The following is a 24911-nucleotide window of genomic DNA, read 5'->3' on the forward strand; positions in this document are numbered from 1 at the left end:
GGATAATGATTCGCGTGAGGACGAAAGGTGAGTGAGTGGCTGTTGGGCCCGGATGTGCTCGCCCGGGCCCGGTTCGCGGTCTCCCATCTGGCGGTGGCGATGGTCGCGCTGCGCGGGTTGGCCGTGCGGGGTCGCGCCCCCGGGGACGGCCCGTTCGGCGACGCGCTGGCTGTCGATCCGGTGTTGGCCGTGATGCTGGCCGAGGGGTTCGCGGCCTCCTGGACCGCCGACTGTTTCACCCCCGCGGTGCTGCCGGCCGGTTCCCTGAGTGAGGAGCTCGGTGGTGTCCGCGAGCGTCCCGATGCGCAGATCCGGGCGGACTTCGCGGTGACGAGCAGGCAGGGCGGGGTGCCGCCGGCGCTCCGCCGGGCCCGCCGACTCGGCGATCGGGTGGCCCGCCTGCTGGAACTGGCCTGGGACCGGTCGGTGGCGCCGGACTGGCCGAGAACCCGGCGCGTGCTGGAGGCCGACATCGTCTCCCGGACCACGGCGCTGAGCCGGGGCGGATGGGCGGCCGCGATCGAGGACATCCGCCCGGGCACCCGGTACCGCCCCGGCGGCGCGCTGCGGATCAGCGGGCACGATCTGCCGCCCAAGGACCTGAGCGGTGCCGAGCTGTTCTTCCACCCGGTACCGGGATCGAAGGGCCACGCCTGCTGGGACCTGCCGCAGCACCGCTTCGCCCTCAGCTATCCGGCTACCGGGTTCGGCATCCCCGCCGATCCGCAACCGGCCGGCAGCCTGGCAGCGCTGCTCGGCCCCAATCGGGCGCGGTTGCTCCGGCTGCTGGACACCCCGCGCTCGACCACCCAGTTGGCCGCGCAGACCAGGTTGCCGATCGGCGCGGTCGGCAACCATCTGCGGGTGCTGCTGCAGTCCGGATTGGTGGTACGCCGACGCTCCGGTCGCGAGGTCCTCTACTGGCGTACGCCCCTGGGTGACGACCTCGTGCAGTGACACCCACGCACGCGCACTAGTCTGACGAGCATGCGCGTGGTCGTCGTCGGAGCCGGAATCGTCGGTACCGCGGTCGCGGCCCTGCGCGCACCCAAGGACGAGGTCCTGGTCCTCGACCAGGGTGGACCCGAGCTCGCCGGCTCGACCGGACATGCGCCCGGGTTCATCGGTGAGTACGGCGGCGATCCGGTCGCCACCGAGCTGGCCGTCGCCACCACCCGGGCCCTCGAGCGGCTCGCCGACGGTGACCCGGCGCTGTTCGAGCGGGTCGGCTGCCTCGAGATCGCAACCGGCCCCGACGGCCTACCCGCGCTGGAAGAACGCCTGGCGGCCGCCCATGAGCAGGGTCTCGACGCCGAGATGCTGACCGCCACGGAGGCGGCGGCCCGCGCCCCCGAGCTCGTCGACCCGGCGCGTACCGCCGCCGCGTTGTTCTTCGGCCGCGATGCCGTCGCCGATGCCCGCGGCCTGACCGCGCGGCTGCGGGCCCGGGCCGAGACCGCCGGTGCCGAGTTCGTCTTCGACACCCCGGTCACCTCGATCGAACTGGCCGACGACGGCGTACGCCTCGGCACCCCAGGAGGGCCGGTGGCGGCCGATCGGGTCGTGTTCTGCACCGGTGTCTGGACCGCCGGTCTCACCGACCTGCTCGGGCTGCGCTGCCCGGTCGTACCGGTCCGGCATCCCTACGCCTGGGGCGCTCGGGTGCCCGCGCCGGCCGTCACCGAACCGTTCGTCCGCTTCCCCGAACAGCACGTGTACGCCCGCTGGCACGGTGAACGCTGGGGGTTCGGCAGCTACGGGCATCCGCCGGAAACCGTCGAGATGGGCAAGCGGGACAGGGCAGACCTGAGCTGGGACGGTCGCTTCGATCCGGTGCTCGCCGAGGCCCGGGCGCTGATGGCGCGTCCCGACCTGCTCACCCCCGAGCGCCGGCTCGACGGCGTCTTCGCGGTCACCCCGGACAACCTGCCGCTGGTCGGCCGGTTCACCGACCGGATCGCGGTCGCCGCCGCCGTCTGGGTCACCCACTCGGTCGGCGCAGCCCAAGCGCTCGACCGGGTCCTCGACGACCGGGCCACCGACAGCGACCGGCGGCTCGACCCGCTGCGTTTCGCCACCGGCGATCCGCAACTCCTGCACCGGCAGGCGATCGCGCACTACAACGACATCTACACCCGCGGATAGCGAGGCATCCATCCATGGCTGACTGGACCGACAGCGACCTGCCCGACCTGACCGGCCAGCGGTACGCCATCACCGGCGCGACGCACGGTATCGGCGAGGAGGCCGCCCGCGCACTCGCCGCGCACGGCGCCGAGCTGGTACTGCTCGCCCGCAACGCGGATCGGGCCGGCGAGCTGCTCGCCGAATTCGGTGGCCGGGGTGCGGTGGTGCGCTGTGATCTCGCCGACCAGGCGTCGATCCGGACCGCCGCCGAGTCCGTCACCGGGGACCTCGACGTGCTGATCCACAACGCCGGCGCGGTGTCCTCCTCGCGGCAGGAAACCGTGCAGGGGTTGGAATTGACGCTCGGTACCAACTGCCACGGTCCCGCACTGTTGAACCGGCTGCTGTTGCCACAGGTCCGACACCGGATCGTGATCGTTGGTTCGGAGGCGCATCGCAATGCCCGCCTGGACCGCGACGACCCGCACTGGCGGAACCGCCGCTACCAGCCCTTCGCCGCGTACGCCGCCAGCAAGCTCGCGCTGATGCTCTGGGCACGCGAGCTGAGCAGCCGGTTGGCCGCCGAGCAGAGCCCGGTCGACGTGCAGCTCGCCCATCCCGGCTTCGCCGTCACCAACCTGCAGAACGTCAGCCGGTTCGAACCACTGAACGCCCTGATCCGGTTGACCTCGCGGCCGTTCTCGCAGGACCAGGTCGCCGGTTCCTGGCCGACCCTGTACGCCGCCACCGAGGTGCTGCCGCCGACCAGCTATGTCGGCCCGGACGGCCGGCGCGCGATGCGCGGCCACCCGACGCCGCAGATCCCCGACGCCCGCGCCACCGCCCCGGAAGCCGCCCGCTGGGTCTGGAACCTTGTGGAACGCGAAACGTTCATCGAGTAGCGCCCCATGCGGAGCGAAGCGGAGCAATGGGGCGCGTGTCGAGATGAATCGCCGTTGCCTCGGAATTGGTCACGATCCGGTGAATCGCTGACCGAATCGGCATCCCAACCATTGACTTGACGACCCTGTCGGCCTACGTTCGGACCAGTCATCGGGATCACGTCCCGATGAGCGGTTCATACGTCCGGGGAGGTGCGCATGGCGAGCCGTGCGGTGGAAATCGACAGCCCGGCCGGCACGCTGCAGCGCGGGCTGGCCATCCTCGATCTGCTGTCCCAGGGTCAGCAGCCCACCGTCAGCGACCTGATCGAACGCGTCGGCCTCTCCAAGAGCGCGGCCTTCCGGGTGCTCACCACGCTGCGCGAACACGGGCTCGTCGAATGGGATTCGACGCTCAACGGCCGGGTCGTCCCGGGGGAGCGATCGGTGCTGCTCGGCGTCGCCGGGATGCGCGCCTTCGACCCCTGGGAACACGGCCGCAAGCTGCTGGTGCAGCTCGCCGACGAGCTCGGCGAGGCCGCGCTGATGGCGATCCGCGACGGTGACGAGATGGTCTACATCGCCCACGAGGACCACAGCGATCATCTGGTCGGCGTACGCCGGTTGCTCGGTGCCCGGCGACCCGTGTACGCCAGCTCGCTCGGCAAGGCGTACCTCGCCGCACTGCCCGAACCCGAACGCGAGCAGATCGTGGAATCCCTGCAGCTGCAGGCATTCACGCCGACGACCATCACCACGACCGACGAGCTGCGCCGCCAGCTCGAGGAGACCCGGCAGCGTGGCTGGGCGGTCGACCTGGGCGAACACGAACTCGGGGTGATGTGCTTCGGGGTCGCCGTCGTCGACCATGTCGGCCACCCCGTGTGCTCGATCTCCGTCGCGGGTCCACAGGACCGGATCCGACACCACCAGGACCGGGTCATCGACCGGGTCATCGCCACCGCCCGCGCGCTCTCCGAGCGGATGGGCGACCTCGACCAGAACCAACTCGATCAGGGCCACACCCAGGGCCAGTGACGTCCCAAGAAAGGCAGACCCATGACCAAGCTCCGCACCACCGCAGTGGCGCTGATGTGCGCCGGTGCGCTGGCGATGGCCGGTTGCACACCCGGCCAGCAGCAGTCCACCCAGCCGCAGGCCGCCAACACCGACCCGCGCAGTGGGCCCCAGGAACTCACCTATCTCTACTTCACCGACGGCCCCGACGAACAGGCCACCCGGGACCTGATCGCCAAGTATGAAAAGGAAAAGGGCGTCAAGGTCAACCTGGAGATCGTGCCGTTCGCCAACCTCGACCAGTCCCTGCAGGCCCGGTTGACCGGTGACAACGCACCCGATGTGGCCCGGTTGGCGACCCTCACCAATGTGAAGACCCAGCTGCTCGATCTGAACCAGTTCCAGAAGAGCGAGCTGGACGGCAAGTTCATCCCCGGCGTGGACAAGTGGACCACCGGGGACAACGGGGAACGGCTCGCGGTGCCCAGCGACCTGACGATGAACGGCCCGTTCGTGAACACCGACATGTTTCGCAAGGCCGGTGTCGAACCGCCCACCAAGGACAAGCCGTGGAAGTCCTGGCAGGAGATGGTCGATGCCGCCAAGAAGGTGCAGGCGGCGAACAACACCGAGAACGCGGTCGCGATGGATGTCTCCGGCCACCGCTTCTCCACCATGCTCAGCCAGTACGGCACCAACCTGATCGGTCCCGACGGCAAGTCGGTCGGCCTGGACGACGCCAAGACCACCGCGATGCTCACCGACTTCGCCAAGTGGAACAACGACGGCACCATGCCCAAGGATCTGACCCTGCAGGCGGGCTCCAAATACAAGGCGGCCAACGAGATCTTCCTGGCCCAGCAGGTCCCGGTCTACATCTCCGGCAACTGGCAGGTGGCCGCCTTCGCCAAGAACGCCAAGTTCGGCTGGCAGGCGGTTCCGAACCCCTGCCAGGAACGCTGCGGCGGCTTCCCGGGCGGCAAGTTCATGGCCGCCTTCAAGAAGTCCAAGAACCCCGCCCTGGCGGCGGAATTCGTCACCTGGATGAACTCCCAGGAGAACCAGAAGCAGATGGACGCCCAGGCCAACTTCCTGCCGACCCGCACCGACCTGGTCGATGCAACGATCGACTACAAGGTGCGCTCCGACGACATGCAGGTCTTCAAGGACGACATCTCCGAGACCCCCGAGGACACCTACGCCTCGGCGTATTCACCGGCCTTCACCAATGCCGCCAAGGGATTCGTCTCCGAGACCGCAAATGTCCTTGCCGGGAAGGAACAACCGGCCGGCGCCACTCAGAAGCTCAAGGAAGCGACCGAGAAGGCCATCAAGGATGTCAGCTGACCAGGTAGTCACCGAGCCGACCCGGGGCGGGAGCATTCCTGCCCCGGGCGGCGGTACGCCCCCGCGGGCCAGGCGCTCGCGGCCCCTGGGCAGGACGCTCGCCCCCTACCTGTTCGTGCTGCCCAACATGGTGGTCTTCACCATCTTCACGATCATTCCCGCGCTGTGGATGTTCTACATCGCGCTCTTCGACTCTCGCGACGGCCAGCTCTTCGAGTTCGTGGGCCTGGAGAACTTCGCCGAGATCTCCACCGATGACGAGTTCTTGGGCGTTCTCGCCCACACCGCGATCTTCACCATCGGTTTCGTGGTGCTGACCATCGTCTTCTCCACCCTGTTCGCGGTGCTGCTCAACGACCGCTTCCGCGGCCGCACCTTCTTCCGGGCCGTCCTCTTCCTGCCGTCGCTGCTGTCGGCGGTGGTGATCGGCCTGCTCTGGGGCTGGATGTTCGAGCGCTCCAACGGCCTGGTCAATGTCGCGCTCGGCAATTTCGGCATCGGCGAGATCCCCTGGCTGGTCGATGAGAACCTCGCCCTCGGCGTGGTCATCTTCGTCGGGCTGTGGATGCACACCGGCTTCTACACGCTGATCGTGCTGGCCGGGTTGCAGGGCATCGACCCCAACGTCTACGAGGCCGCCAAGGTGGACGGGGCGAGCGCCACCCAGCGCTTCTTCCAGATCACCTGGCCGCTGCTGCGGCCGACCACTCTGGTCGTGCTGATCCTCTCCACCATCGCCGGCTTCCAATCCTTCGACTTCATCTGGACCCTCACCGGCGGTGGGCCGGTCGGTGCCACCACGCTGATCGTGCAGTACATCTACGAGAAGGCGTTCAGCACCCCGATCCGCTACGGCCTGGGTGCCGCCGGCGGTGTGGTGCTGTTCTTCATCGTGTTCGCGCTGACGATGGCCAACTTCGCCTACGGGCGCAGGAAGGATGCGGCATGAGTACGCTCCAGCAGGCCGAGCCGAGCACCGGCCCCGAGCCCAAGCAGCGGAGGACCGCGAACGGCAAGAAGTGGACCTCCATCGGCTCCAGCAGCACACCCACCACGATGACCGTGCTCCGCTACGCGGTGCTGATCGTGGCCGCACTGGGCGTACTGATCCCGCTGATCTGGGCGGTGCTGTCCAGCTTCAAGACCCAGGCCGAGCTCGGGCTGCGGCCACCGACCCTGCTGCCGGAGGCGTTCACACTGGCCAACTACACCGAGGCGATCAGCAGATTCGACTTCACCCGCTATCTGTTCAACTCGGTCGTCGTCACCATCGGTGCCACCCTGCTCACCGTGGTGATCAACACCATGTGCGCCTACGGCCTTGCCAAGTACAACTTCCGCGGCCGGGACTTCCTGTTCGTCGTGGTGCTGGCCATGATCATGGTGCCGCTGCAGGTGGTCCTGATCTCGGTCTACCAGGTCGCGAACAATCTGAACCTGATCAACACCTACTGGGGCCTGATCATCCCGCCGGCAGCCACCCCGACCGGTGTGTTCCTGCTCCGGCAGTACATGCTGACGATCCCCGACGAGCTGATCGAATCCGCCCGCGTTGACGGGGCCCGGGAGTTCCCGATCTTCTGGCGGATCGTCGTGCCGCTGTGCGGGCCGGCGATCGCGGTGGTGACGATCTTCTCGGTGATGTGGCGCTGGAACGATTTCCTGTGGCCGTTGATCATCAGCCAGAAGCAGGAGATGTACACCCTGCCGGTCGCACTGGCCCAGTTCAGCGCCGAGGAGACCGTCCCGTTCAACTACATCCTGGCCATGTCGGTGGTCAGCATGCTGCCCGTGGTGATCATCTTCCTCTTCCTGCAGCGCCACATCGTCACCGGCATCTCCAACACCGGCATCAAGTAACGGCATCGAACAACCGAGGATCTGCGTGCCCATCACCAACCGAACCGTCCACCCACTCGATGCCCGGCGCACCGTCCGGGACTGGCTGATCAGTCCGGCGTACGCCGCAGAGGCCGACCTCGGTGCCGACCTGCCGGCCGCCGGCGACCCGTTCGACGTCGACGGTGAACTCAGCCACACCGATACCCGCTGGGTGCTCACCAACGGCCCGGATGTCACGCCCCTGAAGGAAAAACTGCTACCTACGCAGCGGATCACCGCTCCGCCGGTCGGTGAGGTGGTCGAGGGCGGGGCGTTCACCCTGACCGCCGGTGGCGCCGAGCAGGTGGGGCAGTGGCATCGGGTGCACACCAACGCCGACGGCCTGCTCGACTGGTCGGAGTTCTGCTACACCCCGCAATGGCGGTACGCCACCGCGGCGACCCTGCTGGAGGTGGATCAGGCCGACCGACGCACCATCGAGGTCGCCGCGACCGGGCCGTTCACGCTCTGGCTCGATGGGAAGGAACTGCTGTCGAGCAACGAGGTCCGCTACATGGAACCGGGTGTGCACCGGGTCGAGGTGTGGCTGCCGTCCGGCACCTCGACACTGGTGCTGGCCGGTTGGCAGGTCGCCTTCCGGGAGGTACGCCAGGTCTACCGGGTGCGGGTGCTCGGTCTGCCGGTGCGGGTGGTGATCCCCAGTCCGGGCGCCGATGAGGACGTGGCCCGGGGCAGCGAACTGCTGCTCAACGCCGTCGGCTCGGCGCGTTGGGGCAGTGACACCGGTGAGCTGCTGCTCACCGGCCCGCGCGGGCTGACCGTCGAGGCCACCGTCGCCGACGTGACCCGTCGGGTCGCGCTCTCCGAGAAACCGGTCGCGGTCGACTTCACCGCCGAGGAGGACGCCGACGACGAGGACGACCTGTCCTCCGGGGGCACCGGCGCCTCGATGCTGTCCCGCCCCTACGACGAGGCCTCGATCGCCGTCGCCGATCAACCGACGAGCCCGATCCGGCGGCTGCTGCCGTTCGCCCGATTGCCCCGGGACTACCGCGGTACGCCGATCGGCGAGCCCGCCCAGTGGCACCGGGAGTTCCTCGAACACGCGCTGACCATCGGCGGTACGGCCGCGGCGCTCGCCGCCCACACGCTGGCTGCACAAGATGCCACCGAACCAGTGGTGACCGCCGAGCGGGTCCAGAAGGCGCTCTGGATGATCGACCACCGAGCCGACTGCGCGGACTTCGAGGCGGTCGGACTGGCGCACCTGCTGCACCGCGTACCCTCCGAGCAGTGGGCCGACGGGGTCCGCGAGCAGGTCACCGAATCCCTGCTGGGCTTCAAGTTCTGGATCGACCAGCCCGGCCTGGACGCGATGTGCTACTTCACCGAGAACCACCAGTTCGTCTGGCACACCGCCGAATATCTGATCGGCACCCTGTTCGCCGACCAGAGGTTCACCAACTCCGGCTGGACCGGTGCCGAACACGCCGCCCACGGCCGGAAACTGTTGCTCGAATGGCTGGGCGTACGCCTGCCCGGTGGCTTCGCCGAGTTCGACTCGAACGCCTACCTGGCCATCGACTGCTTCGCCGCGATCTCGCTGGTCGAACTCGCCGAGGACGAGGAGCTGGGCAGACTCGCCACCGCGCTCGCCGACCGGATCCTGCTCTCCCTAGCCAGCAACTCCTGGCGCGGGGTGCACGGGGCCGCCCACGGCCGCTCCTATGTGCAGACCCAGCGCTCCTCGCGGCTGGAGGAGACCGCCCCGATCCAATGGGTCTGCTTCGGCGTCGGCGCCCTCAACGACGCGGTACTGCCGACCGCGGCGATCGCCACCGCCGAGCGCTACCAGGTGCCCGAGATCGCCTGCCGGCTGGCGATTCCGGGGCCCGAGCCGACCTGGCACGAGCAGCGGTACGCCGGGGCGTACCGCTTCGATCACGACCTGCTGGCGCGGCCCTACCGGTCCCGGGCGGTCTTCTACCGCGCACCCGAGGTGATGTTGTCCTCCGCGCAGGACTATCGGGCCGGATTGCCGGGGCTGCAGGAATACATCTGGGGCGCCACCCTGGGCCCGGAGGCGCAGATCGCGGTCAACCATGCGCCGAACGACTCGGTCTCCCCGTCGGCGCGGCCCAACGGCTGGGCCGGGAACCGGGAACTGCCCCGGGTCCGCCAGCACCGCGACACCCTGATCGCCCTGCACCGGATCGGGCCGGACGACCCGATGGGTTACAGCCACGCCTGGTTCCCGACCACCCACCTCGACGAATGGCTGCAGCAGGGCAGTTGGACCGCCGGCCGGGTCGGCGACGGTTACGTCGCGTTGAGCACCGCCGGCGGCGCCCGGTTGGTGCGCAGCGGGCCGGACGCGCTGCAGGAGTTGCGTCCCCTCGGTGACGGCACCGCGTGGGTGTGCGTCGTGGGCCGGGCTGCCACCGACGGGAGCCTGCAGGATTTCGTGTCCTCGTTGGGAGAACCCGACTACACCGCCGGTGATCTCGGCCCGCGGGCCGCCGTTGCACCCGAGGGCCGCCCGGCGCTGGAACTCGACTTCGACGGGCCGTTCCTGGTCGACGGCCGGATCGACGAACCGCTGGGCAACGAACCGGGTCTGGACGGCCCCTTCGTGACCGGGGACAGCACCCGGCTCGACTACCGCCTGGACGGCCTCAGCCATCAGGTCCGCCTCGAGGTGGGGGAGCAGCGATGAGCGAACAGCAGCGTCCCGCCGACCTCGCCGAACTCTCCGGCGTACCCGGTGCCTTCCCCGGTCCGGCCGACGAACCGGGCGAGGTGGGCCTGGACCCGACCGTCGCCCAGCTCGCCGACCCACCACTGCCCGCACTGCCGGCGGCCGAGCTCACCGCCGACCGGTTGCGCGCGGACCTGCGCCGGTTGATGGATCGCTCGGCCACCCTGGATCTGAGTCGCTGGTTCTGGGGCGAGGGAGTGGTCCTCGGCGGGATGGTCGATGCCGCCCTCGCGCTCGGTGCCGAGATCCCACCGGTGGTCACCGGTTACTTCGCCGGCCACCCCGTGGACCAGCTCGTCATCGACCACGTCAACAACCTGGCCCCCGGTGCTGCCGCCGCACGCCTGGGCGACCCCGCCGTCGGTGAGCGATTGCTTGCCTGGTTGGACACTCCGGGGGCGGCGACCCTGGACGCCAACGGTGCCGTCGAGCACTGGCCGGGTGGCGTCTGGGCCGACACCGCCTACATGATGGGCACCTTTCTGATCCACCACGGCCGACTGGTCGGGCGGGAGGATCTGATCGTGCGCGCCGCCGAGCAGTGGCTCGCGCACGCCGAGATCCTGCAGGACCCGCGCAGTGGATTGATGGCGCACGGTTCCCACCACGGCGAGGTGCCGCCGTGTCGCTGGGGTCGGGCCAACGCCTGGCTGGCACTGGCCGCCTGTGAGCTGCTGGACTTCCACGACGGTGCCCTGCCCGTGGACCTGGAGCGCCGGCTCACCGATCGGTTGGCCGCGCAGCTCACCGGGGTACGCGACTGCCTGCCCGATGACGCGGTGTGGTACGTCTTGGTGGACGGACATCCCGAAACCCGGGGGATCGTGGAGACCTCGGCCGCTGCCGGGCTCGTCGCCGCCCTGCTGCGGGCGGCCGCGCTCGGCATCGACCCCGAGGCCAACCGCGCCACCGGGCGTACCGCGATGTTGCGTCTGCACCCCTATCTCGACGACCAGGGAGGGCTCACCCAGACCAGCGCCGGCACGGTGCTGCAACTGATCCCGTTCGGCTATTCGGTGATCCGCAGCGACCGCCTCCAGTTGTGGGGGCAGGGACTCGGCCTGCACGGCTGGGCCGCCGCACTCCGCCACCTCACCTGACATCCCGCCCCGATTCCCCAACCCAGGAAGGAAGATCTGATGCCCGAAACCTCAGAGATCGACGTCCGCCACGCCATCGCCCCCGACCAGCTGCCGCTGTTCGACACCACCGACCTGCGCGAACGGTTCGTCGTCGACGACCTCTTCGCCGACGGTGAGGTACGCCTCTGCTATTCGATGGCCGACCGGTTGGTGATCGGTGGCGCGGTACCTGCCGGCCAGACCCTGGAACTGCCCGTCCCCGACGAGCTGCGCGCCGAGAACTTCCTCGACCGCCGCGAGCTCGGCGTCGTCAACATCGGCTCCGGCACCGCCACCATTTCCTGCGATGGCACGGAATACCAGCTCGAGAACCAGGAGGTGCTCTACGTCGGCCGCGGCACCAAGCAGGTCACCTTCGCCGGGGACACCCGGCTCTATCTGGTCTCCGCGGCCGCGCACGCCGAGCACCCGACCACCAGGGTGACCAAGGACGAGGCCGCCCCGATCTCGCTCGGTGACATCAAGAACTCCAACGAGCGCACGATCTACAAGTACATCCACGCCGACGGCGCCCAGTCCTGCCAGCTGGTGATGGGGGTTACCGTGCTCGCCGAGGGGTCGATGTGGAACACCATGCCCGCCCACGTGCACGCCCGACGCAGCGAGATCTACCTCTATTTCAACCTGCCCGAGGATCAGCGGGTGGTGCATCTGATGGGTGAGCCGTCGGAGACCCGACATGTGATCGTCGCCAACGAGAACGCGGTGATCTCACCGCCCTGGTCGATCCACGCCGGCATGGGCACCTCGGCGTACACCTTCGTCTGGGCGATGGCGGGGGAGAACACCGACTATGCCGACTGCGAGTGGCAGCAGATCACTGAACTACGGTGAGATCATGAGCATCCTGGATCTGTTCTCCCTGTCCGGAAAAACGGCGGCGGTCACCGGTGCCTCCCGCGGCATCGGTGAGGCGATCGCGGTCGCCCTGGTGGAGGCCGGTGCCGACGTGATCGGTGTCGCCACCGGTGTCGAACCGCCCAAGGCGCTGACCGAGGCCGCGGAGAAGCACGGGCGTACGCTCACCTGGCGACAGGCGGACCTGTCCGACAAGGTCAGCGTCGCCGAGCTGGCCGCCGACCTCGGCTCGGTGGACATCCTGGTGAACAATGCCGGCATCATTCGGCGTACGCCGGCCGCCGAGCACAGCGATCAGGATTGGGCCGATGTCCTGCAGATCAACCTGGACGCCCCCTGGGTGCTGGCCCGCCAGGTCGGCCGGTCGATGCTGGAGCGCGGCGCGGGTGGCAAGATCATCTTCACCGCCTCGCTGCTCTCCTTCCAGGGTGGGATCAACGTGCCCGGTTACACCGCGGCCAAGTCGGCGATCGCCGGCCTGACCAGGGCACTGGCCAACGAGTGGGCCGGCCAGGGCATCAACGTGAACGCGATCGCCCCCGGCTACATCGCCACCGACAACACCCAGGCGCTGCGCGATGACGAGAAGCGCTCCGCCGAACTGATGGCGCGGATTCCGGCCGGTCGCTGGGGGAAGCCCGAAGACATCGCGGCCGCGGCGGTCTATCTGGCCTCCCCGGGTGCGGACTACGTGCACGGTTCGATCATCACCGTGGACGGCGGCTGGATGGCCCGCTGACTGCTACCGCCGCGGCCGGGCGGTGCTCTGCCTGATCTGGAGCAGCGGTTCGGTGGGTGGCTCGTCGCCGAACGGGTCGTCGGTCGGCTTGTCGAGGAGCTCCAGCGAACGGGTGGCGAGACCCATGAAGTCCTGGCGTACCGTGGTGAGTGGCGGGAAGTAGAAGTCGGAGCCTTCCGCGTCGTCGTAGCCGACCACGCTGACATCCTCCGGTACCCGCACCCCGCTCTCGGCGAAGGCCCGCAACAGGCCCAGCGCCATGTGGTCGCTGGCCGCGAAGACCGCGGTCGGCAGGCCCTCGACGACGAGCTTTTTCCCAACCCCGTAGGCGAATCGCGGCGTCCAGTCACTCTCGTACCAGCGGTCGGCGGGCAGGCCTGCCTCTCGCATCTCGGCGGCCCACCCGCGTAACCGGGTGCGGCCGTCGAACCAGTCCTGGGAGCCGGCGACGTGCACGATGTCGGTGTGGCCGAGCCGCAGTAGATGCTGGGTCGCGATCCGGGCACCCAACTCCTGGTTCTCGGCGAAGGCCAACAGTCCGGGGGCCGAATCCTCCCCGGCGGCGATCAGCACCAGCGGCGTCCGGACCCGGGTGGCGCGCACCGCGGCCGCCGCGGACACCACGGGCGCGATCACCACGATGCCGTGCACGCCGACCTCCTCCAGGCCACGCAGCGCGGTGGGCACGGTATCGGCGTACGGTTCGGCGACGGTGACGACCGAGCAGTTCGAACCTCGCTGGCGGGCCGCCTTCTCGAGTGCCATCAGGGTGCTGACCGGGCCCAGGCGGGGGGAGTCGTCGGTCACGATCCCGATGGTGGTCGACCGATTGGTGGCGAGATTCCGGGCCGTGAGATTCCGGCGGTAACCCAGTTCGTCGACGGCGGCGAGCACCTTCGTGCGGGTGGCGGGAGCGACATCGGGAAGATCGTTGAGAACCCGCGAAACGGTCTGGTACGACACCCCAGCTGCCTTGGCGACGTCTCGAATGCTCGGGTAGCGCCGTAGCCCTGTGTTTGCCATCGAATCTGTCTCCATCCCACGGCTCCCGGTTCGGTCGAGACCGCCTCCTCACCGTACGACCACACCCGGCGAACGGCGCGAAACGACCGGATGTGATCTGAATCACAGCCTCTTGACACGATAACCGTGACCGTTCACAGTTGAACGCTATCGGGCCGCCTGATCCGTTCCTGGCGACGAAGATCACATCTGGAGCCGGCTTTCCCGGCCGGTTCCACACCCAGGCCGACGGGCGCTCACCGCATCAACCTCAGAGGAGAGGAACATGATGACAAGGACCAAACTGGGCGCCTTCGCCGCGGCTCTGGTGCTGGGGCTCACCGCGTGCACCTCGGCGAACACCACGGTGATGACCGCCGACCCCGCCGTGTCGGCGCAGGCGGACAAAGCCCTGTCCGAGGTCACCGGAAAGGTGCTGTCGAAGGGCCCGAACGGTGAGGAACCGGCCGTCGCCCAGAGCGTCGAGCTGAACGCCGCCGAGATCGAGCAGGTCAAGGCCAAGAAGCTGAAGGCCGCGATCGTCATGCACTACGGCGGCAACGACTGGGCCAATGCCCAGATCGCCGGGCTCAAGGCGCAGTTCGACAAGCTCGGCATCGAGATCGTGGCCACCACCGACGCCAACTTCAAGCCCGACAAGCAGGTCTCCGACCTGGAGACCGTGATGACCAAGAAGCCCGACATCATCGTGTCCATCCCGACCGACCCGGTCGCGACCGCCTCGGCGTACAAGAAGGTCGCCGATGCGGGCGTGAAGTTGGTCTTCATGGACAACGTCCCCCAGGGCATGCAGGCCGGCAAGGACTACGTCACGGTGGTGTCCGCCGACAATCTGGGCAACGGTGTCGTGTCGGCGCACCTGCTGGCCAAGGCCACCGGCGGCAAGGGCGAGATCGGGCTGATCTACCACGAGGCCGACTTCTTCGTGACCAAGCAGCGTTACGAGGGCTTCAAGAGCACGATCACCCGCGACTACCCGGATCTCAAGATCGTCGAGGAGAAGGGCATCGCCGGGCCGGACTTCGCCGGTGACGCGCAGGCCGCCGCGAACGCGATGCTGGCCAAGCGCGCGAACCTCACCGGGATCTGGGCGGTCTGGGACGTTCCGGCCGAAGGGGTGATGGCGGCGGCGCGGGCTTCCGGGCGCGGTGACCTGAAGATCGCGACCGAGGATCTGGGCAAGAACGTGGCGATCGCGCTGGCCAAGAACGAACTCGTCGTCGGCCTGGGCGCGCAGGTGCCCTACGACCAGGGGGTGACCGAGGTGAACGCCGCCGCCAGCGCCGCGCTGGGCAAGCAGGTGCCGCCGTACGTGGCCCTGAGTGCACTTCCCGTCACCCACGACAACGTGCTGGAGGCCTGGCGGCAGGTCTACCACACCGAACCGCCGGCGGATCTGCAGAACTCCGTCAAGCGCTGAACCGGCTGTCAGCACACGATCACAAGGAGGTGACGCGATGAGTGAGCCACGATCGAACGCAGCGATCCGGATGACCGGGATCAAGAAGGCCTTCTACGGAGTTCCGGTGCTCACCGGAGTCGACTTCGAGGTCGATGCCGGCGAGATCCACGCCCTCGCCGGCGGCAACGGAGCCGGAAAGTCCACGCTGATGAAGATCCTGCAAGGGGTGTACAGCAGGGACGAGGGCAGCATCGAGATCGCCGGCGAGCCGGTCGAGATCGCCTCGATCCACGAGGCGAAGGCCGCCGGGATCGGAATGGTCTTCCAGGAGTTCAGCCTGGTGCCCACCCTGACGGTGGCCCAGAACATCTTCCTGGGTTCGGAAACGCTGACCCGGACCGGGTTGATCAACGACCGCGCGGCGAACCGGCGAGCGTCCGAGATCTTCGCCGAGATGGCGGTCGAGGTGGATCCTCGAGCCCGGGTGGGCGACCTCAGCACCGCGTACTGGCAGCTGACCGAGATCGCAAAGGCGCTCGCGCAGGACGCCAGGGTGCTGATCATGGACGAGCCGACCGCCAGTCTGGCCCGCCACGAGAGCGAGGCGCTGTTCGAGCTGATCGACCGACTCAAACAGCGGGGCATCGCCATCGTCTACATCTCCCACCGGATGGACGAGGTGTACCGGATCGCCGATCGCATCACCATCCTGCGGGACGGAAACCGCTTGTTGACAAAGAGATTGGCGGAGATCAAGCCGGCCGAGATCGTCGAGGGCATCGTCGGCAAGCAGCTCGGTGCCGAGATGGTCTATCGGGGGCCGGAGCACGAGATCTCCGAGGAGATTCTGCTGGAGGCGCGCAATCTCAACGCCCCACCGCGGGTCAACGACGTGTCGTTCACACTCCGGGCCGGAGAGGTGATCGGCCTGGCCGGACTGATGGGCAGTGGGCGGACCGAGCTGGCCCGGGTGCTCTTCGGCGTCGACCGAGCCCGCTCGGGTGAGGTGCTGCTGCACAACGAGCGGATCAACCTGTCATCGCCCGACCGGGCGATCTCCCAGGGCCTCGCATTGATCCCCGAGGATCGCCGCGAACAGGGCCTGGTGCTGGAGCACTCGGTCCGGGAGAACCTGATGCTTCCGTTGCTGAAGCAGGTCGAGAAGGGCCCCCTGCTCGACACCAGGAAGAGCAGGACGATCTCCACCGAGCTGATCGAACGCTTCGCCGTCAAGGTGGACAATCCGGACCGCCCGGTGCGACTGCTGTCCGGAGGCAACCAGCAGAAGGTCGTGCTGGCCAAGTGGCTCGGCACCGACCCGCGGGTGCTGATCCTGGACGAGCCGACAGCGGGCGTCGACATCGGGACCAAATCCGAGATCGTCGAGATGATCCGCGCACTGGCCGCGACCGGCAAGGGCGTGATCGTCATCTCCTCCGAATACCCCGAGTTGCTGGCCGTCAGCGACCGGATCCTCATCATCCGTGATGGACACGTCGTCGACGAGTACGCCCGGGAGGCGATCGCCGACGAGGAGTTCCTCGAGCTAGCCGTACAAGGAGTGGAGAAGTGAGCACCACCGCAACCGCCAACGCCGGCGGCCTGGGCGCGACCCTGCGCCAGCTGGACTGGCGCCGCTATGTCATCTACATCGGCTTCGTCGTCATCTTCGGCTTCTTCGCCGTTCTGCTCAGGGATCAGGGATTCCTGTCCCCCAACAATCTGCTGAACATCTTCCGGCAGACCGCGACCATCACCGTCATCGCCGTCGGCATGACCTTCGTGATCGCCTGCGCCGAGATCGACCTCAGCGTCGGATCGGTGGCCGGACTGTCCTCGGTCACCGCCGCGATGGGGATCGCTGCCTGGGGACTGGTTCCCGGGATCCTCACTGGTCTGCTGACCGGGGTGCTGGTCGGCACGGTCAACGGGGCACTGGTCAGCCTGCTGGGGATCCCCTCGTTCCTGGTCACCCTCGGCATGCTCGGTGTCGCCGCGGGCGTCGCCCAGTGGATCACCAATTCCGCGCCGCAGCCGATCCTCAACGACACCTTCAACCTGATCTTCGGCGGCGGGAACTTCGGTCCGATCCCGGGGCTGTTGTTCTGGAGCGCGATCTTCGTCGTGCTCGGGGCGATCATTCTCAACCGGACCCGCTTCGGCCGCCAGGTGCTGGCCACCGGTGGCAACCGCACCGCGGCCGCTTTCACCGGCGTGAACACCAGGAAGATCAAGTTCTCGGTCATGCTGCTCTCCGGAGTCGTCGCGTCGATCGCCGGGATGCTGTACGCCGGCCGGCTCGAGTCGGGTCGGTATCAGTGGGGCACCGGCGACGAATTGTCCGCCATCGCGGCCGTCATCCTCGGTGGCACCAGCCTGTTCGGCGGCGCCGGCTCCGTGGTCGGAACCCTGTTCGGCGCCCTGCTGATCGGACTCATCAACAACGGGCTGATCCTGGCGGGACTCGACTCCAGCCAGCAACAGGTCGTCCGCGGCGTGATCATCATCCTCGCGGTCGCCCTGGCCCGCAAGAAGTAGTACCTCCCTGTTCCCCTGCCCAGAAAGGAAATCCACATGAAGCTCGGCTACTGCACCATCACCTGGGGCGGCGTCGTCGGCCACCCGGTCGGCGTCACCAGCGTCAAGGATCTGTTCTACCTGACCAACGGCTCGATGCCCGACGCCGTGCGGGACATCGCCGGCGTCGGGTACCAGGGCGTGGAGATGTTCGACGGGAACCTGGCGGAGTACGAAGACCGGCCCGACGAGCTGAAGGACCTGCTGTCCGGGGCCGGTGTCGAGCTGGTCAGTGTCTACACCGGTGCCAACTTCATCTACGCCGACATCCTGCCCGACGAGCTGCACCGGATCCGGCGCGCGGCGGACCTGGCCACCCGGTTCGGGGCACAGCGCCTGGTCGTCGGCGGTGGCGCCACCCGCGCCGACGGCATCCGGGACTCCGACTACGACGCGCTGGCCGATGCGCTGGATCAGGTGACCGACATCGCCGCCAATGTCGGCCTCGACGCGAGCTATCACCCGCATCTGAGCACCATCGTCGAGGGCCCCGAGCAGCTGGAGCGGCTGATGCCGCGGACGAAGATCGGCTTCTGCCCCGACACCGCCCATCTGGCCGCCGGTGGCGGGGATCCGGCGGCGTTGATCCGTCGCTATCCCGACCGGATCCGGCACGTGCACCTGAAGGACTACATCGCCGACCCGTTCACCTTCGCCCCGCTCGGGCAGGGCAGCCTCGACTTCCCCGACATCCTCGCCGCGATCAAGGAGGCCGGTTACGACGACTGGCTGATGGTCGAGCTGGATTCCTACGACGGTGATCCGGTCGAGGCGGCACGGATCAGCAAGAACTACCTCGACCGGCTGCTGGCCGGCTGAACCCCTTTCCGAACATCCTCCAATCGAAGGAGCGCAACACCATGCAGAAACTCAATGTCGGTCTCATCGGCGGTGGCTTCATGGGCAAGGCCCACTCCCTTGCCTATGCCGCGATGCCGATGTTCTACTGGCCGGCCCCGGCGCTGCCGATCCGTTCCGTACTGGCGGAAACCGACGCGGATCTCGCCGCCGACGCCGCCCAGCGATTCGGATTCGAGCGGGCCACCGACGACTGGCGCACCATCATCGACGATCCCGATGTGCAGGTCGTCGACATCGCAACCCCCAACCACCTGCACGCCGAGATCGCGATCGCCGCCGCGCAGGCGGGCAAGCACATCATCTGCGAGAAGCCGCTGGCGCGTACCGTCGAGGAAGCCAAGGCGATGTGGGAAGCGGTCAAGGATGCCGACACCGTGAACATGGTGGCGTTCAACTACCGCCGGACGCCAGCGGTCGCCCTGGCCAAGAAGTACATCGAGGAAGGCGCGATCGGCGACATCCTGAACTTCCGCGGGACCTACCTCCAGGACTGGAGTGCCGACCCGGATTCCCCGCTGTCGTGGCGATTCCAGAAGAAGATCGCCGGCTCCGGTGCGCTCGGTGACATCGGCACCCATGTCCTCGACATGGCCCGCTACCTGGTCGGCGAGATCGATTCGGTCAACGCACTGCTGTCCACCTTCATCAAGACCCGGCCGGTGCAGTCCGGGGGTGCCGACCAGCTCGGCACCAGCAGGGGCGGCGACGGGCCGCGCGCTGACGTCGACGTGGACGACGAGGTGATCACCATGCTGCGGTTCGACAACGGAGCCGTCGGTTCGATGGAGGCGACCCGCAATGCCTACGGTCGCAACAACTACATCACCTTCGAGATCCACGGCACCAAGGGATCGATCTTCTTCAACTACGAGCGCCGCGACGAACTGCAGGTGAGCTTCGCCGACGATCCCAAGGACCGCAGCGGTTTCCGCACGGTCTACACCGGGCCTGCCACGCCCTACGGTGAGGCACTCTGGCCGATCCCGGCGCTCGGCATCGGCTACGGCGAGACCAAGATCATCGAGGCCCACGACTTCTTCCGTGCGATCGCCGACGGCAGCCCGGTCTCACCGAACTTCGCCGACGGCTACCAGCTCGCCCTGGTGGAGGAAGCCATCGCGAACTCGGCGGCCTCGTCGAGCTGGGTCGATGTCCCGCGGGTGGGTGCGTGACGATGGCCAGCAGCGGCCCGGTCGGTGTCGGGCTCATCGGCACCGGAATGATCAGCACCGCCTATCTGGAGAACCTCACCCGGTTCCCCGACATCCGGGTGGTGGTGCTCGGCGACCGCACCCCGGAAGTGGCACGGGCCCAGGCAGAGCGGTTCGGTATCGAGAAATGGGGGAACCCCGCCGACGTGCTGGCCGATCCGGAGGTGGAACTGGTGGTCAACCTCACCATTCCCGCGGTCCACGCCCAGGTCTCCGGGAGTGCCATCGACGCCGGCAAGCACGTCTGGTCGGAGAAGCCGATCAGCACCGACCGGGCGAGCGGGCAGGACCTGCTCGCCCGGGCGGAGGCGGCCGGACTGCTGGTCGGGGTCGCTCCCGACACGGTGCTGGGCCCCGGCGTGCAGACCGCGCGCCGGGCCATCGCCCGCGGTGACATCGGACAACCGCTGTCCGCCTCGACGGTGCTGCAATACATCGGCCCGGACACCTTCCACCCCGGGCCGGAGTTCTTGTTCGCGCCCGGGGCCGGGCCGCTGTTCGACATGGGTCCCTACTATCTGACAACCCTGGTGCACGTCTTCGGTTCGGTACGCAGCGTCGCCGCGTACGGTTCCATCGGTCACCCCAAGCGCACCATCGGGCTCGGCCCGCGCCGGGGCACCGAGTTCGAGGTGCAGGTGCCCACCCATGTCGCCGCCATCGCCGAGTTCGTGGACGGTGGCATCGCCCAGAGCGTGCTCAGTTTCGATTCCCCGATGTCGCGTCAGGGCGTCGTCGAGATCACCGGCACGGAGGGGACCCTGGTCATTCCCGATCCGAACCGGTTCAGCGGTCAGGTCAGGCTCACCCGAATCCCGGACCTGACCGGGATCACCGATCCCACCGAGGCGGAGGCCGCCACCCTGGCCCCGCCCGTCTGGGAGGACATTCCGGTGACCGGCAGGCAGGTCGGCCGCGGACTCGGCGTACTCGATCTGGCGCGTGCCGTCCGAACGGGCGACCGGCCACTCGCCTCGGGAGCTCTCGGTCTGCACGTCCTGGACACCCTGATCGCCATCGACGAGGCAATGGCCACCCGGTCGACCGTCCCGGTGCAGAGCCGGATCGAGCCGGTGCCTCCGGTCGCCGAGAACTTCAACCCATTCGCCGCAACCCTTTGACGCACACGAAAAGGAGAACCGACATGGCCACTCCACAGATCTCCGTGCAGCTCTACTCGCTGCATCGAGAACTCGACGCCGACCTCTACGGTTCGCTCGGCCGACTCGCCGACATCGGCCTCACCACCGTCGAAGCGTTCGACTTCGTCCGGCAGACCGATGCGCTCAAGACCGCATTCGATCGGCACGGATTGGCGGCGCCGACCGCCCACGCGATCATGATCGAGGACGACGTCGTCACCCCGGACGGACTGCTGACCGTACCGCCGCTGGAGGACACGTTCGCCGCGGCCAAGGAGCTGGGTGTCGAGGTCCTCATCGATCCGTTCGTACCAACCGAACACTGGGCGAGCCGGGCGGACGTGCAGCGCAACGCCGACAAGCTGAATGCCGTCGCCGCCGAGGCCGCCGGCCACGGACTCCGGGTCGGCTATCACAACCACGATCACGAACTGACCACCGTGATCGACGGAATCCCCGCCCTGGAAGTGTTCGCCGACCTGCTGGACCCCGGTGTGCGCCTCGAGGTCGACCTCTACTGGGCGGTCGCCAGCGGCGTCGACCCGGAGCAGCTGCTCAACCGGCTCGGCGAGCGGGTGGTCGCCGTGCACGTCAAGGACGGTCCGATGCGCCCTGGCATCACCGCGCAACAGCTACCGGAGGACCAGCAACCGGCCGGTCACGGCGATGTCCCGCTGGCCGAACTGCTCGCCGCCGCCCCGTCGGCCGACTACGCCATCATCGAGTTCGACCACTACGCCGGTGACATCTTCACCGGCATCGCCGAGAGCTACCGGTACCTCAGCGGCGTACTCACCGACGGTCCGGTCAACCGGTAGCCAGTCGGATCTGTACGCCCTCCCTTGGTCGCATCGCCGAGATCCCCTGCGCGTGGATTCGCTGTGTCGGCAGGGAAAAGCGGCCGCGCGCGATCAGCCGGGCCAGCATGACGGTGAGCTCGGTGGTCGCCATCGACGAACCGATGCAGCGATGGATGCCGCCGCCGAAGGGCAGGAACTCCGCGGCCGGCCGTCGTTCGTCACCGAGCCAGCGCTCGGGCCGGAAGACGCGCGGCTCGGCGTACACCCGTGGATCGCGATGGGTGGCGTACGGACTGTAGAGCAGCGTCGTACCCGGTCGGACCCGGCGGCCGCCGAACGTGAACTCCTGGGCGACGTAGCGGGCCGAGACCGCGGCCGGCGGGTAGAGCCGCAGGGTCTCGGTCACCGTCGCCGACAGCAACGGCAACCGGCCCAGATCGGCGGAGGTCGGGGTACGCCCTCCGGTCACCTCGGCCAGCTCGGCGCGCAGCCGATCCTGCAGCTCCGGACGGGGGCCGACGGTGTAGAGCAGCCAGCCCATTGCGGCGCTGGTGGTCTCGTAACCGGCGGCGATCAGCATGATCGCCTGGTCGCGGATCTCGTCGTCGGTGAGCCCGGAGCCGGTGCCGTCCCGACCGTGTACCAGCATCGCCAGCACCTGGTTCTCGGCGGCGGGGTCGAGCTCGCGGATCCGGGTGATCTCGGTGTCGATGCGGGCGATCACGCGGGCGCGTGCGGCCATCGCACGGCGGTACCGCGGGGTGTTCAGCCGGGCGTGCCATTCGACCACGTCCGGCATCAGATCGGCCAGCGACAGCAGCGGTTGCAGCTGCTCACCAAGAATGTCTGCGTCCTCGGCCAGTGGGGAGCCGAAGAGGGCGCGCAGGGTGGAGCGGCGGATCGCTGCGCGGAACAGCTGGTACCCATCGACGGTGCTGCCCGGTGCGATCCCGGCCAGTGCCTCGTCGGCGGTGCGCACCATCGTCTCGACGTAACCCGCGACCTGCCGGTGATGCAGGCTCGGCCGGACGAGTGCGCGGCGACGCGCATGATCCGGGCCGTCGGTGACGATCAGCGCGGTGGGGCCGTCGACCGGGATCAGCCCGCGGAACGCCTCGCGTACCCGGAACAGCCCATCATTGGCGAAGACGAACTCGTTCGCCTCCGGGCCGAGCAGATAGACGTAACGCCGACCGAGCCAGGTCGGGTAGACCGGGCTGAACCGGCGACCCCAGAACATGGCGTTCTCGGCCGGCCAGTAATCGATGGTCGGCCAGCCGGTCTCGGCAGCAACTGCTTCCACGACCGTGGAACTTACTACACTCGCGGGCATGGTGGTATCCCGGGAGTCGAGCGAAAGGGTGCGTGACCGGCTCATCGACGCCGCGATCGGGCAGCTCGCGCATGAGGGGATGCGCGGGTTGACCCACCGCAAGGTGGAGAACCGGGCCCGGGTTTCCCAGGGTCTGGCCAAGTACCATTTCGGCAATCTCGACGGCCTGATCGACGCCGTGCTGCATCGGCTGGTCGAGGTCGAGCTGGGACATCTGCTCGAGGTTTCGGCAGTCGAACGGGCCCGGATGTGGGCCGGCGACCTGCCGACGGAGGTCTGGCAGCGCGCCCGGGAGGTGGCCGACGCGATCCAGGCGGAACCCGCGCTGGCCCGGGCACGCTTCGAGCTGTTCCTGTACGCCTCCACGCGGCCGGAGCTGCAGCAGGTGATCGGGGCGCATCGCGAGGTCTTCGTACGCAGGGTCGCCGCCGGCCTGGACTCGGCCGATCCCGAGGGCGGTGCCCGGTTGGTGCTGGCGCTGGTCGACGGGATCCTGCTGCACGAACTGTCGGCCCCCTCGGCTGCCTTGGCCGATCGGGTGCCGGCCATGCTGCTGGCTGGCGGTGCTGCCGCGGCATACCTGCCCGGGGAGGCAAAGTGAGCGAATCGGATCGGGCAGAGCCGGAGGAACTGGCGCCGGGACGCTGGCGGCCGCTGGTGATCGCCGTCGGCTACGGCGCCGTTGCCGGTGCGGTGGCGGCGCTCGCACTGGCGTTGATGAATGGGGGCCAGGACCTGGTCTGGTCGGTCTCCGAGGCCCGGTGGTATGTCTTCGTCGCGATCTGTATCGGCGGCATTCTCCTTGCCCTGTTGCGCGGGAACACCGATGACGCCGATCTGCAGCAACAGATCAAGGCGGCCGCCGATCCACGGTCGCTGCATCGGCGTCGCACCGCGCTGCTCGCCGTCTCGGCGATCATCGCGGTCGGTTTCGGCGGCGCGATCGGTCCGGAGGCGGGGTTGATCGCGATCGTCTCCGAACTGTCCGCGCTGGTGAGTCTGCGGATCACCCGATCGCAGGCCGAGGCGCGGGCCGTCGGCGAGGCCGGTAACGCGGCGGTGCTGTCCGGTCTCTATGGGTCGCCGCCGGGGGCTGCGGCATACGACGATGACACCCTCGGGCCGGGCAAACTGCTCACCCTGCTGGCCGCGATCGCCGGCCTGGTTGGATTTCTGGTGGTGTACGCGCTGGTCAGCGGCCGGCCGACCGATCTCGGCGTGCCGTCCTATCCGGGGTTCCGGGCAGTGGATCTCGCGTTGGCCGTGGTACCGGCGGTGGCCGGGGCCGCGGTGGCGGCCGGTTATGTGCTGGTCGGGCCGATGATCGCGAAGCTGCTGCAGCGCCCGCGAAGCGTGGCGGTGCAGACCCTGCTCGGGACGCTGGTGTTCGCGGCACTGGCCACTGCCTGGCCGGTGATCCGGTTCTCCGGACACCACGAGTTCGGTGAGATCCTGACGATGGTCGACGAACGCGCCTGGCTCGCCCTGGCCGGGGTGGCGGTGCTGAAATTGCTCGCCACCGCAGTGAATCTGGCGACTGGCTGGCGCGGTGGTGCGATCTTTCCGCTGCTGTTCGCGGGGGCGGCGGCCGGTGCGGCCACGCTGGCGCTGGTGCCCGGTCTGCATCCCTCGGCCGCCATCGTTGCCGGGATGGGGGCCGCCACCACCATCGGAATGCGGAAACCCCTTGCGGTGTTGCTGATCTGCGCGTTCATCCTGCACGGCAATGCCCTGATCCCGCTGGCCGTGGGTGTCGGCATCGGATTGATCGTCGTCCAGTTCCTTCCGGAACAGGAAAAGTCTCACTGACGTTCATCGAGTAGCTCGCGCAGCGTGCGGGGCTTGTTCGTT

At 68.3% G+C, this 24911-nt stretch carries 22 protein-coding genes; 20 read left to right on the plus strand and 2 right to left on the minus strand.

Annotated features, from left to right (window positions below):
* The first annotated feature begins 27 nt into the window (after positions 1-27).
* The 11 genes from C8D81_RS13005 (at position 28) to C8D81_RS13055 (ending at position 12711) form a co-directional block, all read left to right on the plus strand.
* Positions 28-957, plus strand: coding sequence for an ArsR/SmtB family transcription factor (locus C8D81_RS13005; protein WP_094402550.1), 930 nt, complete (start codon positions 28-30; stop codon positions 955-957).
* A 30-nt stretch (positions 958-987) separates the two neighbouring features.
* The gene (locus tag C8D81_RS13010; protein WP_133626187.1) at positions 988-2145 is read left to right on the plus strand and encodes an NAD(P)/FAD-dependent oxidoreductase; all 1158 of its coding nucleotides are present in this window, start codon (positions 988-990) and stop codon (positions 2143-2145) included.
* A gap of 14 nt (positions 2146-2159) precedes the next feature.
* Positions 2160-3029 carry an SDR family NAD(P)-dependent oxidoreductase gene (locus C8D81_RS13015; protein WP_133626188.1) on the plus strand — a complete coding sequence of 290 codons (870 nt, stop codon included), beginning with the start codon at positions 2160-2162 and terminating at the stop codon, positions 3027-3029.
* Between the two features lie 198 nt (positions 3030-3227).
* Positions 3228-4046 carry an IclR family transcriptional regulator gene (locus tag C8D81_RS13020; RefSeq protein WP_094425857.1) on the plus strand — a complete coding sequence of 273 codons (819 nt, stop codon included), beginning with the start codon at positions 3228-3230 and terminating at the stop codon, positions 4044-4046.
* 21 nt (positions 4047-4067) lie between these two features.
* The gene (locus C8D81_RS13025; protein WP_094356636.1) at positions 4068-5372 is read left to right on the plus strand and encodes an ABC transporter substrate-binding protein; all 1305 of its coding nucleotides are present in this window, start codon (positions 4068-4070) and stop codon (positions 5370-5372) included.
* A complete protein-coding gene (locus tag C8D81_RS13030; RefSeq protein ID WP_094356635.1) occupies positions 5362-6321 on the plus strand; it encodes a carbohydrate ABC transporter permease in 960 nt (319 codons plus the stop codon). Before C8D81_RS13025 ends, C8D81_RS13030 begins: the two co-directional genes overlap by 11 nt.
* Positions 6318-7232, plus strand: coding sequence for a carbohydrate ABC transporter permease (locus C8D81_RS13035; RefSeq protein WP_208109272.1), 915 nt, complete (start codon positions 6318-6320; stop codon positions 7230-7232). The genes C8D81_RS13030 and C8D81_RS13035 overlap by 4 nt, the downstream gene beginning before the upstream one ends.
* A gap of 25 nt (positions 7233-7257) precedes the next feature.
* Positions 7258-9930: a hypothetical protein gene (locus C8D81_RS13040; protein WP_133626189.1), complete on the plus strand. Its 2673-nt coding sequence runs from the start codon at positions 7258-7260 to the stop codon at positions 9928-9930.
* A complete protein-coding gene (locus C8D81_RS13045) occupies positions 9927-11072 on the plus strand; it encodes a glycoside hydrolase family 88 protein (RefSeq protein ID WP_133626190.1) in 1146 nt (381 codons plus the stop codon). Before C8D81_RS13040 ends, C8D81_RS13045 begins: the two co-directional genes overlap by 4 nt.
* 39 nt (positions 11073-11111) lie before the next feature.
* Entirely contained in the window at positions 11112-11948 is an 837-nt protein-coding gene (gene kduI, locus C8D81_RS13050) for a 5-dehydro-4-deoxy-D-glucuronate isomerase (RefSeq protein WP_133626191.1), read from the plus strand.
* 4 nt (positions 11949-11952) lie between these two features.
* Positions 11953-12711: an SDR family oxidoreductase gene (locus C8D81_RS13055; RefSeq protein ID WP_208109273.1), complete on the plus strand. Its 759-nt coding sequence runs from the start codon at positions 11953-11955 to the stop codon at positions 12709-12711.
* A 3-nt stretch (positions 12712-12714) separates the two neighbouring features.
* Here C8D81_RS13055 and C8D81_RS13060 read toward each other — a convergent pair whose 3' ends face one another.
* Positions 12715-13749: a LacI family DNA-binding transcriptional regulator gene (locus C8D81_RS13060; RefSeq protein ID WP_133626192.1), complete on the minus strand. Its 1035-nt coding sequence runs from the start codon at positions 13747-13749 to the stop codon at positions 12715-12717.
* A gap of 250 nt (positions 13750-13999) precedes the next feature.
* On the opposite strand from C8D81_RS13060, the gene C8D81_RS13065 reads away from it, so the two are divergent.
* The 7 genes from C8D81_RS13065 to C8D81_RS13095 are packed head-to-tail and all read left to right on the plus strand — an operon-like array spanning position 14000 to position 21745.
* A complete protein-coding gene (locus C8D81_RS13065; RefSeq protein ID WP_094430640.1) occupies positions 14000-15154 on the plus strand; it encodes a substrate-binding domain-containing protein in 1155 nt (384 codons plus the stop codon).
* Between the two features lie 37 nt (positions 15155-15191).
* A complete protein-coding gene (locus C8D81_RS13070) occupies positions 15192-16709 on the plus strand; it encodes a sugar ABC transporter ATP-binding protein (RefSeq protein ID WP_229119533.1) in 1518 nt (505 codons plus the stop codon).
* Entirely contained in the window at positions 16706-17674 is a 969-nt protein-coding gene (locus C8D81_RS13075; RefSeq protein WP_094425872.1) for an ABC transporter permease, read from the plus strand. Before C8D81_RS13070 ends, C8D81_RS13075 begins: the two co-directional genes overlap by 4 nt.
* A 36-nt stretch (positions 17675-17710) precedes the next feature.
* Complete coding sequence (locus C8D81_RS13080) at positions 17711-18532, plus strand: sugar phosphate isomerase/epimerase family protein (RefSeq protein ID WP_094430636.1); 822 nt, start codon at positions 17711-17713, stop codon at positions 18530-18532.
* Between the two features lie 41 nt (positions 18533-18573).
* Positions 18574-19746 carry a levoglucosan dehydrogenase gene (locus tag C8D81_RS13085; RefSeq protein WP_094404485.1) on the plus strand — a complete coding sequence of 391 codons (1173 nt, stop codon included), beginning with the start codon at positions 18574-18576 and terminating at the stop codon, positions 19744-19746.
* 2 nt (positions 19747-19748) lie between these two features.
* On the plus strand, positions 19749-20906 hold the full coding sequence (locus tag C8D81_RS13090) for a Gfo/Idh/MocA family protein (protein ID WP_133626193.1): 1158 nt from the start codon (positions 19749-19751) through the stop codon (positions 20904-20906).
* Positions 20907-20929: 23 nt separating this feature from the next.
* The gene (locus tag C8D81_RS13095; protein WP_133626194.1) at positions 20930-21745 is read left to right on the plus strand and encodes a sugar phosphate isomerase/epimerase family protein; all 816 of its coding nucleotides are present in this window, start codon (positions 20930-20932) and stop codon (positions 21743-21745) included.
* Here C8D81_RS13095 and C8D81_RS13100 read toward each other — a convergent pair.
* Complete coding sequence (locus tag C8D81_RS13100) at positions 21735-23030, minus strand: cytochrome P450 (RefSeq protein ID WP_166646806.1); 1296 nt, start codon at positions 23028-23030, stop codon at positions 21735-21737. The two genes, C8D81_RS13095 and C8D81_RS13100, sit on opposite strands and share 11 nt — an antisense overlap.
* Positions 23031-23058: 28 nt before the next feature.
* Between C8D81_RS13100 and C8D81_RS13105 the strand changes: the two genes are divergently transcribed.
* On the plus strand, positions 23059-23661 hold the full coding sequence (locus C8D81_RS13105) for a TetR/AcrR family transcriptional regulator (RefSeq protein WP_166646807.1): 603 nt from the start codon (positions 23059-23061) through the stop codon (positions 23659-23661).
* On the plus strand, positions 23658-24869 hold the full coding sequence (locus C8D81_RS13110; RefSeq protein ID WP_133626197.1) for a chloride channel protein: 1212 nt from the start codon (positions 23658-23660) through the stop codon (positions 24867-24869). The genes C8D81_RS13105 and C8D81_RS13110 overlap by 4 nt, the downstream gene beginning before the upstream one ends.
* The last annotated feature ends 42 nt before the right edge of the window (positions 24870-24911 follow it).

The sequence above is a fragment of the Enemella evansiae genome (assembly GCF_004362375.1).
Taxonomy (GTDB): domain Bacteria; phylum Actinomycetota; class Actinomycetes; order Propionibacteriales; family Propionibacteriaceae; genus Enemella; species Enemella evansiae.

Excerpts from the sequence above, each read along its gene's own strand:
- C8D81_RS13105 (WP_166646807.1), top strand. The coding sequence starts at position 23,059 with ATGGTGGTATCCCGGGAGTCGAGCGAAAGGGTGCGTGACCGGCTCATC.
- C8D81_RS13085 (WP_094404485.1), top strand. The coding sequence starts at position 18,574 with ATGCAGAAACTCAATGTCGGTCTCATCGGCGGTGGCTTCATGGGCAAG.
- C8D81_RS13020 (WP_094425857.1), top strand. The coding sequence starts at position 3,228 with ATGGCGAGCCGTGCGGTGGAAATCGACAGCCCGGCCGGCACGCTGCAG.
- C8D81_RS13055 (WP_208109273.1), top strand. The coding sequence starts at position 11,953 with ATGAGCATCCTGGATCTGTTCTCCCTGTCCGGAAAAACGGCGGCGGTC.
- C8D81_RS13045 (WP_133626190.1), top strand. The coding sequence starts at position 9,927 with ATGAGCGAACAGCAGCGTCCCGCCGACCTCGCCGAACTCTCCGGCGTA.
- C8D81_RS13070 (WP_229119533.1), top strand. The coding sequence starts at position 15,192 with ATGAGTGAGCCACGATCGAACGCAGCGATCCGGATGACCGGGATCAAG.
- C8D81_RS13095 (WP_133626194.1), top strand. The coding sequence starts at position 20,930 with ATGGCCACTCCACAGATCTCCGTGCAGCTCTACTCGCTGCATCGAGAA.
- C8D81_RS13010 (WP_133626187.1), top strand. The coding sequence starts at position 988 with ATGCGCGTGGTCGTCGTCGGAGCCGGAATCGTCGGTACCGCGGTCGCG.
- C8D81_RS13035 (WP_208109272.1), top strand. The coding sequence starts at position 6,318 with ATGAGTACGCTCCAGCAGGCCGAGCCGAGCACCGGCCCCGAGCCCAAG.
- C8D81_RS13030 (WP_094356635.1), top strand. The coding sequence starts at position 5,362 with ATGTCAGCTGACCAGGTAGTCACCGAGCCGACCCGGGGCGGGAGCATT.
- C8D81_RS13090 (WP_133626193.1), top strand. The coding sequence starts at position 19,749 with ATGGCCAGCAGCGGCCCGGTCGGTGTCGGGCTCATCGGCACCGGAATG.
- C8D81_RS13060 (WP_133626192.1), bottom strand. The coding sequence starts at position 13,749 with ATGGAGACAGATTCGATGGCAAACACAGGGCTACGGCGCTACCCGAGC.
- C8D81_RS13025 (WP_094356636.1), top strand. The coding sequence starts at position 4,068 with ATGACCAAGCTCCGCACCACCGCAGTGGCGCTGATGTGCGCCGGTGCG.
- C8D81_RS13065 (WP_094430640.1), top strand. The coding sequence starts at position 14,000 with ATGATGACAAGGACCAAACTGGGCGCCTTCGCCGCGGCTCTGGTGCTG.
- C8D81_RS13080 (WP_094430636.1), top strand. The coding sequence starts at position 17,711 with ATGAAGCTCGGCTACTGCACCATCACCTGGGGCGGCGTCGTCGGCCAC.
- kduI (WP_133626191.1), top strand. The coding sequence starts at position 11,112 with ATGCCCGAAACCTCAGAGATCGACGTCCGCCACGCCATCGCCCCCGAC.
- C8D81_RS13015 (WP_133626188.1), top strand. The coding sequence starts at position 2,160 with ATGGCTGACTGGACCGACAGCGACCTGCCCGACCTGACCGGCCAGCGG.